The organism is Bacillus paranthracis (assembly GCF_024296885.1).
Lineage (GTDB): Bacteria > Bacillota > Bacilli > Bacillales > Bacillaceae_G > Bacillus_A > Bacillus_A paranthracis.
Window position 1 is genome coordinate 96,647 of record NZ_CP101136.1, and the last position, 13,729, is coordinate 110,375.

13 protein-coding genes are annotated in these 13,729 nt (G+C 32.5%); 8 read left to right on the top strand and 5 right to left on the bottom strand.

Going from position 1 to position 13,729, the window contains the following annotated elements:
* Positions 1–218: 218 nt before the first annotated feature.
* The 3 genes from NLJ82_RS27580 (at position 219) to NLJ82_RS27590 (ending at position 2,480) form a co-directional block, all read left to right on the top strand.
* Entirely contained in the window at positions 219–992 is a 774-nt protein-coding gene (locus tag NLJ82_RS27580) for an amino acid ABC transporter substrate-binding protein (protein ID WP_000825672.1), read from the top strand.
* Between the two features lie 66 nt (positions 993–1,058).
* Positions 1,059–1,718, top strand: coding sequence for an amino acid ABC transporter permease (locus NLJ82_RS27585; protein WP_000007171.1), 660 nt, complete (start codon positions 1,059–1,061; stop codon positions 1,716–1,718).
* A gap of 15 nt (positions 1,719–1,733) precedes the next feature.
* A complete protein-coding gene (locus NLJ82_RS27590; RefSeq protein ID WP_000511339.1) occupies positions 1,734–2,480 on the top strand; it encodes an amino acid ABC transporter ATP-binding protein in 747 nt (248 codons plus the stop codon).
* A gap of 462 nt (positions 2,481–2,942) precedes the next feature.
* On the opposite strand, the gene NLJ82_RS27595 is transcribed toward NLJ82_RS27590, so the two are convergent.
* Positions 2,943–3,686: a tyrosinase family protein gene (locus tag NLJ82_RS27595; RefSeq protein WP_000512863.1), complete on the bottom strand. Its 744-nt coding sequence runs from the start codon at positions 3,684–3,686 to the stop codon at positions 2,943–2,945.
* Positions 3,687–3,893: 207 nt separating this feature from the next.
* On the bottom strand, positions 3,894–5,558 hold the full coding sequence (locus NLJ82_RS27600; RefSeq protein ID WP_000820021.1) for a multicopper oxidase family protein: 1,665 nt from the start codon (positions 5,556–5,558) through the stop codon (positions 3,894–3,896).
* A gap of 164 nt (positions 5,559–5,722) precedes the next feature.
* Between NLJ82_RS27600 and NLJ82_RS27605 the strand changes: the two genes are divergently transcribed.
* The 4 genes from NLJ82_RS27605 to NLJ82_RS27620 all read left to right on the top strand — a co-directional run bounded on the left by NLJ82_RS27605 (position 5,723) and on the right by NLJ82_RS27620 (position 9,672).
* A complete protein-coding gene (locus NLJ82_RS27605; RefSeq protein ID WP_000565448.1) occupies positions 5,723–6,406 on the top strand; it encodes a response regulator transcription factor in 684 nt (227 codons plus the stop codon).
* A 36-nt stretch (positions 6,407–6,442) separates the two neighbouring features.
* On the top strand, positions 6,443–7,810 hold the full coding sequence (locus NLJ82_RS27610; protein WP_000822722.1) for a sensor histidine kinase: 1,368 nt from the start codon (positions 6,443–6,445) through the stop codon (positions 7,808–7,810).
* A gap of 360 nt (positions 7,811–8,170) precedes the next feature.
* A complete protein-coding gene (locus NLJ82_RS27615) occupies positions 8,171–8,380 on the top strand; it encodes a DUF2933 domain-containing protein (RefSeq protein ID WP_001198645.1) in 210 nt (69 codons plus the stop codon).
* Positions 8,381–8,547: 167 nt separating this feature from the next.
* Entirely contained in the window at positions 8,548–9,672 is a 1,125-nt protein-coding gene (locus NLJ82_RS27620) for a stage II sporulation protein P (RefSeq protein WP_001207347.1), read from the top strand.
* Between the two features lie 477 nt (positions 9,673–10,149).
* Here the strand turns inward: NLJ82_RS27620 and NLJ82_RS27625 are convergent, their stop codons facing one another.
* Together NLJ82_RS27625 and pagR are read right to left on the bottom strand one after the other, a co-directional pair.
* Positions 10,150–10,830, bottom strand: a complete 681-nt coding sequence (locus NLJ82_RS27625; protein WP_000504798.1) for a DUF6037 family protein — start codon at positions 10,828–10,830, stop codon at positions 10,150–10,152.
* Between the two features lie 310 nt (positions 10,831–11,140).
* Positions 11,141–11,440 (bottom strand): transcriptional repressor PagR, encoded by a 300-nt coding sequence (pagR, locus tag NLJ82_RS27630; protein WP_000200275.1) that lies wholly within the window; start codon positions 11,438–11,440, stop codon positions 11,141–11,143.
* Positions 11,441–11,932: 492 nt separating this feature from the next.
* Between pagR and NLJ82_RS27635 the strand changes: the two genes are divergently transcribed.
* The gene (locus NLJ82_RS27635) at positions 11,933–12,145 is read left to right on the top strand and encodes a hypothetical protein (RefSeq protein WP_011167276.1); all 213 of its coding nucleotides are present in this window, start codon (positions 11,933–11,935) and stop codon (positions 12,143–12,145) included.
* Positions 12,146–12,304: 159 nt separating this feature from the next.
* On the opposite strand, the gene NLJ82_RS27640 is transcribed toward NLJ82_RS27635, so the two are convergent.
* On the bottom strand, positions 12,305–13,618 hold the full coding sequence (locus NLJ82_RS27640; protein WP_000531857.1) for a hypothetical protein: 1,314 nt from the start codon (positions 13,616–13,618) through the stop codon (positions 12,305–12,307).
* Positions 13,619–13,729: the final 111 nt, after the last annotated feature.

The window sequence follows — 13,729 nt, forward strand, 5'->3', positions numbered from 1 at the left end:
AAAATGATAAGTGAACAAAACTAATACAAAGGAGTTATACAGCTATGGAAATGAAAAGTAGACTTTATGGATTTTAATAACATTTGTTTGTTGTAAGAAATGCCTAAAATTCGGTATTTACTAAGGCTCAAATACTGTATCTACAAAATTCATAAAATGTCAGGGGAATTCCTAAACTAAAGAAAAATAAAACTCAGTTAAAGGTGGTATTTTATAAAATGAAACGTCTAATAACTATAATTTTAATAATAGCGGCGGTATTTTCGGTTATTACAGGCTGCTCTAAACCGAAAGAAAAAGAGGATAACACATTAGTAATTGGTATCGACGATAAATTTGCACCTATGGGGTTCAGAGATGAGAGTAATAAAATTGTTGGTTTTGACATTGACTATGCTAAAGCAGCTGCAGAAAAAATGGGAACAAAGGTTAAGTTTCAACCCATCGATTGGAAAACAAAGGAGTCTGAGTTAAGTAGTGGTCGAATTGATCTCATTTGGAACGGCTACACAATTACAGATGACCGTAAAAATAAGGTTCTTTTTACAAAGCCTTATTTAAAGAATGCACAGGTGGTTGTCACTTTGGCTGATTCACCTATTACTAAACTAAATAATTTAGAAGGAAAAGTTGTAGGTCTTCAATCCCTTTCTTCTGCATCAGATGCTTTGAATTCTAATCCTATCAAATCTAAAATTAAGACCGTTACAGAGTTTGCCGACAATGTTTCTGCCTTAAATGATTTAAAGAGTGGTCGTTTAGATGCAGTAATTATTGATGAAGTCGTTATTAATTATTATATGACTAAAGAGAAAGATACTTTTAAGATATTGGACGAGTTTCTTTCTCCAGAAGAATATGGAATAGGTGTTAAGAAAGGTAATGATGCCCTACTTAAGAAACTTCAAAAAGCACTTGATGAGATGAATGAGGATGGTACTGCTACAGAGATCTCTAAAAAGTGGTTTGGAGAAAATAAAATACTAAAATAATTAAGAATATAGAGCAAAACAGGATTTCCCTATGGTACCCTGTTTTGCTTTTGGGGGAATCCTTTTATGTCTTTTGATTATATTAATTCAATTCTTATGCCAATGCTGGAAGGAGCACAAATGACAGTCCTCTTATTTTTGATTGCCATTGTGGTGTCAATTCCAATGGGTTTTTTATTAACACTGGCTGTAAGAAGTAATTTAAAGCCACTGTCTTGGCTTGCTCAAGGTTATATTTACGTATTGCGTGGAACTCCACTATTACTTCAATTACTATTTATATGCTTCGGATTGCCGTTGCTACCTGTGATTGGTGAATATTTGGTTATGGATCGATTTGTCGCTGCCTGTTTAGGGTTTATTTTGAACTATGCTGCATATTTTGCAGAAATCTTTCGTGGCGGTCTTTTAGCGATTGATAAAGGCCAATATGAGGCATCTCAAGTTCTCGGTTTGAGTAAATGGCAGACGATGAGAAGAGTTATACTTCCTCAAATGTTTCGTATAGCACTTCCCGCTGTAGCTAACGAATCTGTAACACTCATTAAGGATACCGCCCTGCTCTATGCGGTTGCTGTACCAGAATTGTTACATTTTGCTCAAACTGCTGTCAATCGGGACTTTACAATCACACCATTTTTCGTGGCAGGTCTCATTTATTTAATCATGACGCTCGTATTAACTATGTTCTTTAAATGGTTGGAACGTCGATTCAAATTTGAATAGGAAGGAGTGGTAAGTATGGGGATTATTGAAATATCCAATTTAAAAAAATCATATGGCAATCTAGATGTGCTAAAACGAATTTCTTTTGATATAAATAAAAATGATGTAATAGCAGTAATCGGTCCTTCTGGCTCTGGAAAAAGCACGATGCTTCGCAGTCTCGTCTATCTCGAAGAGTTAGACAACGGTAGCATCTGTGTATCTGGCGATTATCTAGTGAAAGATGGAGTATACGCAATACCTCAAGAAATTAGACAGATTACTGGTAAAATGGGGATGGTCTTTCAGCATTTTAACCTTTTTCCACATCTTACGGTCAAAGAGAACTTGGAGCTAGCTCCTAAAATGTTAAAAAAGGAACTATCCGCTGACATTCATCAGCGAAGTGGTGAACTCCTAGAGAGAATTGGACTCTCTGATCGGGCAAATGCATACCCCGCTAACCTTTCAGGTGGACAAAAACAAAGAGTCGCAATTGCTAGAGCGTTAATGATGAATCCAGAATTCATGTTATTTGATGAACCGACTTCTGCCTTGGATCCAGAATTAACTGGTGAAGTATTACAAGTCATGAAGGATCTAGCTCAAGAGCAAATGACAATGATTGTGGTTACGCATGAGATGGGGTTCGCTAAAGAAGTGGCAAACAAGGTTATTTTCATGGACAATGGAGAGATTGTTGAATCGGGTAATCCTACGGACTTATTTATGAACCCAAAGTTTGAACGAACGAAAGCTTTTTTAAATCGTAGTTTGAAATAAATATTTAAACGCTTCAGCATTTGTTCTGGAGCGTTTTTTGATTCATAGTTTGGTTTGAACCTTATATTAGAAGCTATGCCCAAAAACATACTATAAGGGGTAACGCCCCACCTATTTAGTAAATGCACACGGTCTTTTCACAACTCAAAAAATAATATATTCTTTAATTAAACTTGTTGTATTCTAAAAAGTTATAAATGAATAAACTGTTGTCACCTTTTAATAAAACTTTTAAGACCTCGCTTTAATACATTACGATTTTTCCAATATCATAATCATTTATATTAGAATCACACCTTCACGTGTAATATAGGTTTCTTTATTACACTTATATAATCTGGTAATAAAATAAACTTCTTTCTTTTTCGATAAACCAATAAACTATCCCCCCGATATGTATTAAATAGGGTCTTGTCTTGTTTTATTTTAATTCATCTCCTCAAAAAAACTGCTGAATTAAATTCAACAGTCTACTGGATCTAACGAATAGTTATCATATTGATATCCAAGAGATGTATGATCTAGTACGTCTTTCGGAGTTAATGTATTTTTTTCTCCTTCTCTAAATTCATGCATTGGATCATCTAGTCCCAATTCATCTGCACCTGTTGTACCACTAGTTGGTAAATAAGGTTCATTAAGATGTTCTCTTTGCCATATAGCCCAAAGACGATCAATATTGCTATGATGCAACCAAAAAACTGGATCTTCGGGTGATCCTGCTCCTGCCATAACTCCTCCAACCCAATTATGAGGACCATTATGCAACTCTTCTAATGCACTTCTAAAACCACTTGTTACCTGCCTCCAGGGAGCTGTATCATAGGGCGTTGTATCTATAGCTTCCTTAACTTGAGTACGAGTTGGCAAAAAAGGATTTGCACCTAATTGACGATTCAGCCCTGTAAATGCTCCCATAAAGTTTCCTCGCCATATTGAAGATGTTATTGAATTATCAACCGTCCAATCCCAATATGGAATTGTCACATTTCGATTAACTTTTTGTAATTCAATTTCGAATTTATGAAGAAATTCACGATGCCATGGGAGAAACATTGCACTTTGATGTATAGGATGAAAAAAATGTTTACGATGTACATCAACATAGGGTTGATATTCTCCATTTCTTTTTAGTTCCTGAATTGCATCTACAAAAGCTGCCTTCTCTTCATCTGTCAAACATGCTTGATTTTTTCTTATTCCCATTTTTTCACCTCAAACGATAGTTTTTATATCGTTTGTTAGTTATTTCCTATTACATATTAATCTATTCTAAATATTTTACAGTTTAAACGAGCTATATTTTATTCTGCTATCCCAAAATTACATTCTTTTATTAAACTATTCAATAAAGCAGCTATCTTAGAGATAGCTGCTTTAGATTAGTATATAGTAAGTTATGTGATTTTAAAATTACTCTGGCATATTAGGAATATTAGGGTTTGGAACATAATCAGATTTGTAATCTTTATATTTCACTTCTGTTACCATCCCCGCTGAAGCATGATGTAAATCGTGACAGTGGAACATCCATTCACCTGGATTATCTGCTACAAAGGCTACTTCATATTCTTCTCCTGGTTTCAAGTTAAGGGTATCTTTTATAATTGGAGAACCTTCTATTGGCTTTCCATCTTTACTTAATACTTGGAAGAAATGACCGTGTAAATGCATTGGATGATCATCTGTTTTAGATTTGTTTACTAATTTTACTTTTACTAAATCTCCTTTTTTCACCTGAATTGGATCAATATCAGGGAATGTTTTTCCATTAATTGTGTATACCATTTCATTTCCATTCATTTGAGTGTTTAAATCCATTGTATATGTGGCAGTATACTGTTGGTCTAATGTAAAACCTCCTAATTTCTTTGCACCGTATTTTGTCATATCTAATTTTGGAAGTTTTTCTTTTTCATTTGCTTTATCTTTCATCTCTTTGCTGCCATCATATTCAATAACAGCTTTCATTCCTTTTGCCCCTTTATCTTTTGCATGATCCTCAACATACCATTTTCCAGGGTTGTTAGCTGTAAACTCAACGTCGTACCGTTCACCTGGTGCAATTGAAATTACTTGGTCTTTTATAACCTTTGGATCATTAATTGGTTGGCCATCTGTCGCAATCACTTTAATATCATGACCATGAACATGGATATCATGTGATAGATAACCAGCATTAACGAATCGAAGTCGAACCTTGTCACCTTTTTTCACTTTCAATGGCTCTATTAAATCCCCACTTTTACCATTGATTGTGAATAAATCATACATACTCATATCATGGCCTTCCATTTGCATTCCATTCGACTCTTTATTTTTATCCATCTTCATATTTCCATGGTCCATGCCTTCCATACTACCAGAGTCTTTTTTGTCACTTCCCATGTCCATACCCGAATGATCCATGCCTTTCATATCATCATTCTTTTTCGCATCACCGTCTGTTTTTTCTACTTTACCTTTTGTCATTTCTTTTATTTGCTTATCAATTTCTTTTTTATCTGTTACCCATTCATCTAACATTAATGTGTAATCTTTATCATACTTTTCATTTGTATCTTCTACAACAAGAGCGCCATACAATCCTCTATCTAGTTGATTAACAGAGTCTTGATGTGAATGATACCAATACGTTCCTGGTACGTTTGCTTCAAATTCATAGGTAAAACTTTTTCCAGGTTCAACCGCATCTTGTGTAACTCCCGGGATGCCGTCCATATTATTTGGAACCGGATACCCATGCCAGTGAATAGACGCAGGTGCAGATAGTTCATTCTTTAATGTAACTTTAACCTTGTCACCTTTTTTTACACGGATTTCTGGTCCAGGAGATGATCCATTAAATGTCCATACCGGAACAACAACACCGTTGCTTAGTTTTTGTTTCTCTTCTTTCGCCACTAGAGTAACTTCTGGCCCTTTTACAACTTGTAACGGCTTTGTTGCCGTTTCAGTTTGTGTTACCTTTTTATCATTCATATTTTTTTGATCACTTGTTGTATTTGTAGTCGCAGAACATGCGGCAATTAAAGATATTGCGGAGACTGTAACTGCTGTTAATACAAATCTCTTCATGAAAAACTCCTCCTTCTGTTTGTTCAAGGTTATTATATAAAACGATTATCGAGAAATTATGGAGATGGAAAATGGGCAAATTAAAAAAGACCTGCACAATTTTTTCAATATTTTTTAGTAAAATATCTTTTGCTTAGGTATTATCTTATTTAAGGAGGATTTTTATGATAGACATTCTATTGGTGGATGATGAACCACGTATGTTAGATTTACTTTCATTATATTTAACCCCACGGGGATATCACTGTATAAAAGCAACTTCTGGTAAAGAAGCAATTTCTTTAGTGGAAGCAAAAGAATTTCGCTTACTATTGTTAGATATTATGATGCCTGAAATGAACGGATGGGAAACTTGCAACAAAATCCGTGAATTCAGTAGCGTACCAATTATTATGTTAACTGCTCGTGATGATACACAAGATGTTATACAAGGATTAAAAAAAGGTGCTGATGACTATGTTACAAAACCATTTCATGAAGAAGAGTTATTAGCCCGCATAGAAGCTGTTCTTCGTAGGACAAAGCGTCACCATAAAATTGAATATAAAGGATTAATTTGGGATGAAGCCAGACACACTGCGGCTATGAATGGAAATGAACTTTTATTTACCCCAATTGAATTTTCACTACTTGGTTTATTTTTAAATAATTTAAATTACGTATTTACTCGTGAACAACTGATTGAACGTATTTGGGGGCATGCGTCAGAAACTGAGGATCGAACTGTAGATTCCCACATTCGAAACTTACGTGAAAAATTAAGAAAAGCATCATTTCCAATTAATGAGCACCTTAAGACTATATACGGAATTGGATATCGCTGGGCACATGAAGAGAAAGATATATGATATGATCTTATCAAACAACAAGGATAGTGGATTTTTATGAAGCGTATTTCAGTTAAATTTGGATTTTATTTTTTTATTTGCACCTTTCTAATTGAAAGCATATTATTTCTCTTATTGTATTACAGTTTAGTCGATACAAGAGTTCAAGAAGAAGTGAAATCGCTCCTTGCCAGAGGAAATAGTCACCGTGATGTTTTGGAGAAATACTTTGATAATCCAACGATATCCCATGTAGCTCTCATGGAGTCTGAAGCTGAAACAAAAGTTGTAATCACTTCTAAAACTGGTAAAATACTTGCAAAATCAAGCGATGTAGATGCTTCCATGGAAAAACATCTATATACAAAAATGCCTGATGTTAATACAAACGGTAGTGTTGCAGAGGACCACTGGAAAACATCTAATTATATTTGTACCATTAGTCCCATTCAAATCGATAATGAAATTAAAGGCTATGTATACATGTTTTTAGGTACTGACTCCATTAAACAAATGATTCAGCGCTTAACGTATCAATTTATATTTGTTGGAGCTATTACTTTCATCATTACGGTTATAACTATGTTCTTATTATCAAGATTTCTAACAAAGCCTCTAATTAGAATGAAAAAAGCAACAGAAACAATGAGTAAGGGTGACTTATCAGTGTCTTTAAATATTAATGGAAAAGATGAAGTGGGAGAATTAGCACACTCTATTCAAAAGCTAGCAGACGATTTAAATTATATGAAAAAAGAACGAGGTGAATTTCTAGCAAGTGTTGCACACGAACTTCGAACACCTTTAACATATATTAGAGGGTATGCTGATATTATTTTAAAAACAAAGATGTCTACACAAGATCAGAAGCATTATCTTTCTATTATTAAAGAAGAAGCTGATCATGTAACAGGCCTTGTTCAAGATTTATTTGAATTAGCTAAAATGGAAAAGCATAACTTTATTATCAATACAAAGCAAACTAATCTATATGATTTGTTAAAACATATAGTAGCAAAAATTCAACCAGCTTATACTGAAAAAAATATTCATATCATTTTCTCATGTCCAGAAGATCTTGTTCTTCTACTTGATGAACAGCGCTTTGAACAAGTTATACTCAATCTGTTAAACAATGCATATTCCCACTCTGAAGTAAATTCTAAAATATTTGTTATGGTTACAGATAAAAAGGAAAGTATCCAAATTATAGTGAAAGATGAAGGAGAAGGTATCCCTGAAAAAGATCTTCCTCATATTTTCGAACGATTTTACAGAGTTGATAAATCTCGTACTCGCGCTACAGGTGGTAGTGGTCTAGGTCTAGCAATTGTAAAAGAAATTATTGAATTGCATAGAGGGAGTATTTCTGTAAAAAGTGAATTGGGTCACGGGACTATCTTTACTATTCTTCTTAAAAAGTAAAGTATTTTCCTAATGAAAGGCTCGTCAATAATTTGACGGGTCTTTCATTATAGGGTTTAATAACAATTTATAATAAATAAACTGAGGTGAATTATGTGCAATGGTTAAGCCTTTTCATCATTATTCTATTCCCTATTTTAATATTTTCCATTATAAGATTAACAAATAAAAATGGTTGTTGTCATACAAACAAAAGAAAAATTAAGAAATGGTATACCAATAAAGAAGAATCTTAATTCATTATTTTCCATACTTTTTCTGCATAAGTTCTTTAAACTTCTTTTTTATAATGTAACTACAGGAACTTCATCCTGTAATTAACACGGCATAAACACTACTTATCAGATGGAGGTTGAAAATATGCAATGGTTAAACCTTCTCCTTATCTTACTATGCCCTCTCATGATGTTATTTTGTATGAAAGGTATGCGTAAAGGAAACCATCACTCAAAAGGAGGAAACCACAATAACCAAACAGATACGGATCAAAAATTATTAGCTGAAAACAAGCAACTTCGACATGAAATCCAGCAGCTAAAACACGCAACAAATCATAATGACATAGCATAATTTAATTATTAATATCAAAGTCAATTCCCCCAGACACAAAAACGTACATCCCAAAAAGAGATGTACGTTTTTTGGTGAAAAACTCTACTAATTTTTTAAAATCTATCTCTTTTTCATAGTCTGATATAAAGAGCTTGTACATATAATTTAGAGAGAGGAGGGGTATATTGGCACTTAACTATACCTATAAGAAAAAAATAAGTATTAAAAAAGGAATCTTAACGTTTATCTTTTGTATTCAACTATTATTTCTCCTATCTGCTATTAGTGTTTCTCTCTTATCTCATTTAAAAGCTTCCTTTTTACAAAACTGGTCACAAACTCAATCATTGACTAGTTTTTTATATGCACTTGAAACAGAGAACCATTATTTCACACAAGAATTTAAGAAACAAACAAATTCATTGAACCTTTCCTCTACCATTTTTTCTTTAGTAACCAATATAAAATTAAACGATATACCAACTCTCATAAAGAATGAACTTCCTGGATTCTCAACATATTATTCAGAAATTGCTGTAGCTGGAGAAGGAACTAATGAAAGTAATATTCCTAAAGAACCAAATGTTTCATTAGAAGAACTTACAAAACAAAGAAACGCTAATTTAGATGCTACACAAAAAAAACAATCCGAAAATTCAACAAATAATATTCAGCAAAAATCCATTTTCATTTACCATTCTCATAGTCGAGAATCCTTTCTTCCCTTACTCCCTGGTACTACTGATCCTAATGCAGCATCTAGCGATAAAGTGAATGTGTCCTTGTTGGGAGACAGGTTAAAAATCAAACTTGAAGAAAAAGGAATTGGTGCTATAAATAATAAGAAAGACATAGTAGATATGTTATTAAAACGAGGATTAAGTTATCCTAGTTCATATAACGTTTCCAGAGAAGTTGTCCAAGAAACTCTTGCACAAAATAGGGATATCCAGTACCTCGTTGATATTCATCGAGATTCTTCTCGAAAACCGTTAACGACAAAAATGATAAACGGGAAATCGTATGGTCGACTCTATTTTGTTGTTGGTAAAGAAAATAAACATTTTCAGCAGAGTTTACAATTTGCTAAAGCCATCAATTCTTATCTAGACAAAAATTATTATGGTATTAGTCGAGGTATATTCGTAAAAGATCGAAGAGAAGGAAATGGTGTCTATAATCAAGACTTATCTCCACATGCTATGCTAGTAGAGATTGGCGGTGTAGATAATAATTTGGATGAACTAAATCGGACTGTAGATATATTAGCTGAAGCCATTAACGATTACTATCAAAAAGCAAAAAAGTAAATAAGTAATAAGAAATTACAAGTGAATTGTAGAAGGTACTCATGGCACACAAATCATAATCGATAACGCGGTTGTTAGCTACTTTCATTTTATTGTATTATTACTGACTAAGTAGTTTAGAGTTTCTTGTCCTTTGTTCAAAAAGTTTAGACTTTCATGTCCCAGCACTGAGACATGAAAGTACCTACAAATTTTATGATAATGGCTGTTTATCAACGATTGCTCATGATATTTTAGTTTAGAGTTTTATGTCTTTTTACAATTATGCATTTACAGAAGCAAATCCATGTGATCTTATGGGTACGTGTAGGTTTAAATGTAGGTTACTTTTCTACTCTGTAACAAGTTTAAATATATAGTATATAAAAAATAAACAAGATAGATATGCTAGTCTATAGCTACTAGAGATTGGGTGTGTAGTAGGTATATATAAAGAACCCGACATTTGTGCCAGGCTCTTTTGGGTTATATTTGAGATTAGAGTTTGTTAAATTTAGTCTTTATTTCTTCTTTTTCTTTTCGCTCATCTTTTGGTGTACGCGTGAAGCATACGGAAATATTCCTTGTACCAATAAGCTTATGAGCATCGGGTAAAAGTTTTTCCGTTTTCGCTTTATTTTCTAAACTCCGTTTTTTTCCATTTAAATCATTATTAAGGAAACTGCGAAAATATATTTTGTCTTGTTCATTATCTTTACTGGTAGGATATGAATATGAACAAGCCAATCTATCCTTAAGCAGAATATTAGCTTTTGTTGGAATAGCGTTATGTAGAGCCTTGAAAAAATATAGTGGTTTAAAAGGACCGTTTTTATTATAATCAATTTCCAGGAACTCACAAAGTTTTTTGTATAAAATCTTATTTAGATCTGCTAATGGTAAGTGAAATGATTTGTAATTTTCTTCATTTTTGTATATTAACGGTAATTCCAAAAATTCGTTAGTGCCTCTTTTAAATAGGCCCAATGTGTATACTTTATTTGCTGTATCATCATAACTTTTTTTATCATCTATATCCTCATAATCATATTTGAAAATAGCACTGATTTCTAAATTATTTTGATAGCGTATTCCATTTACAACTTGGTAATCAATATCTTTTAGTAACATATTTTCTGACAAAGAAAACAAATTTCTTAGTTCAAATGTTTCTCCCATGTTAATTCTCCTTTCTATAAATTAAATAAACTTGTTTTTAGTGTTTATTTCTCCCTTTTATTGTATCGAGCAGTTAGGAGGTATTTCAACGCTTACGCTGCAGCGTCCAGTATATGATCTATATCCCTTCCAGCGGCGTATTAGTGTTGATGGGGCATTTTCTTTTACAGGTTCATTATGACATATTTTAGTTATTGATATCATTAGAATAAAGAGATTATTTTTTAATGAATTACCAAATAAAAACCCTCCTGATAATGGAGGGTTTTGTTTTCTAAATAATTTACTTTTAAATTGTAGTCCTAATATTTTATTGTAACGGTCCTAATAACCCCATAATTTCTTTGGCTTTTTGGTTTTCAATGCTATAGTAAATTTCTAATCCTTGACGATTACCTCTTATAACCTTCCCTTTCATTTTAGATAAATGTTGGGAAACTGTTGATTGTGGAATGTTTAAAATTTCGGTCATTTGGGTTACATTTAGTGTTTTATGTTTAGAAAGCTCACTGATCAGTTTTAAGCGCATTGGGTGTGCCATAACCTTTAAAAGCTCTACATCCTCTTCTAAAATCGTATTTTCTACGTGTTGATTCGCAAAACTTGTCATAGTATCTTCTCCCCTTATTTGTTCTCTTCTCTTCTCTTCTCTTCTAATGTCATATAAATTCTGTAATACCGAATATCATCATATTCGAATGTACTTTGTGGATTATAATAACTAAATTATACAATATCAATTTGTGTTAGTAGTGTAGTTAATGTGTGGTTTGTATGAAGTTTTAAGTTGTAATGGTCTGCATGTAGCCTATTTATTAGGTAAAAATACTTAAGTCATTAAGTATACAGGTGAGATTAGACTTGAATCAATACTTTACATAATCTATAACTAATTAAGGTGCCAAACTCCTTTGCTTATTGCAAACTTCACGTTATTTTCCGTTTATTACTAAGTTTAGCATTCCATAGATATTATAAATTTTCGAACTTATATTTAGGTATTTTAATTTTTGTATATTTAAAAGTTAAAGGTTACGTGTTATTATTTATATTGCAGGAATCATAGCTACCCTGCTTTTTTAAGTAACTAAGGAGGAGTGCAATGATGAGAGTGGTAATCGAATTTTTGTTATTTATGTGTTGCCTTGCTTCTATTTTTCAGCTTGCATTGGTAATTAGACGCTATATGGCCATAAAAAAAGATTGGTTATTATGTAAAACAAAAGAAAAGGTTCAAACTAAAACAAAAGTCTTTAGTCAATCATGTGTGACTGGTTGTTATATTCTAGCTTTTTTTGTATTGAGATTTTATTAAGAACCTTCTATATAAGAATTGATACTAATGAATTTTAATTGATTGAGAACAAAAAAAGAGCTTAGAAACCATAATGTATAAGGGTTCTAAGCTCTTTTTTTGCTATTGAGACATTAAGTTACTAGCAGGTTTATTACCGATTTTAGCAAAAAATACAATTTACAATTTCCGTATTACACCCTCATTAATTCCAGTCATATAATCTCCATACATATTCCTTGCGAAAAACTCGTTTTGTACTCCTAATTCCCACTTTTCGTTTGTAGTAGCTGCAAGATAAATAAACATATCTTTAACATGTAATTCAGTCTTCTTTTTATCATAATTGTCATAATTACTAAAGGAACTTATATACCTACAATACATCTCGAACAAGTGAGTTTCATCAAAATAAGTATCTCCTATGACACTGTAAACATGATCATTTCCAAAAAGGAACTCTGTCATTTTCGATATTAGGTCAAATTGATGCTCCTTTAGTACAAACCATTCTGCACCAAGGTGCTTAGTTTTTTCTGGTTCTGATTTATCATAACGAACTGCAGATGCAAGTTTAGAAATGTAGCTTCCTGTTATCACCACTAGCATATCTGCTAATTGTAATCCAACAAATTCTTTAGAATCCTTCTCTTCCATTATATTGCCAAACCCAATATTCTCAAATGGCTTAGAAGGTATTCCCTGATCAAGAATTAGTGTTGATTGCTCAGGTTCCCATATACCGTGTAACTTATTCTCGCTTAACCATAAATCAACATCCGAGCTTACCTTTTCCCAGTCAAATGATACTTTTTCAAATACCGCATCATTAGCTAATTTCTTCCCATTCCCAATGTCCTTTATCATTTTTTTGTAATATGCTATTTGGTTCCTCATTCTAGCAACATTCTTATGTTTTGCCACGAATTCTTTCAAATCTTTTTGAATAGAGTATAGTATTTCATTGATTGTTTTTTCTGGATCAAAAAGATTTCTAATAACCTCTTCAGATGCTTCTAATTCACAATATTTTGTGAGACTGTATTTAAATAAAATAGCAGAATCGATAAATCTTTTTGCTTCCAGTTGGAGAATCCACTGTGTAAGCCTAGCATCAATAACCATCGACATTTTATTTACTGAAAATAGTAAGTTAGAGACATTTGCATCTAGTAGCATGTTAAATAAATTTAAATAAAATCTACTATTTACTTCTTTCATACTTGCAACACCGAAATTGAAATTTCCTTTTAGAATATCAATTCCTTTTAGCTCTTTCTCAACCTTATTTTTTTGTCCGTTTCTATAGTTTTCAACCAGTTCCAGATATTTTTTGTTAACATTTTCTAGGGAATCTTCTGGAATATAAAGTACATCAGCTACATAAGAACGCATTAAATCATCACCTAGATTTATTCTTCTATCGTCACGGTATGTATTTGGAATTCTGATTGTTTCTTGTGGTCCTTTTTCATCAATAAAGACTTGTCCCATTGTTAATCATCCTCTCTTCTACTTAGTTCATTTAATTTTTACTACATTGCAAATAGATAAATAGTACACTCTAAAATCTCTATTTAACGCATTTTCTTAATGTTAGTATCT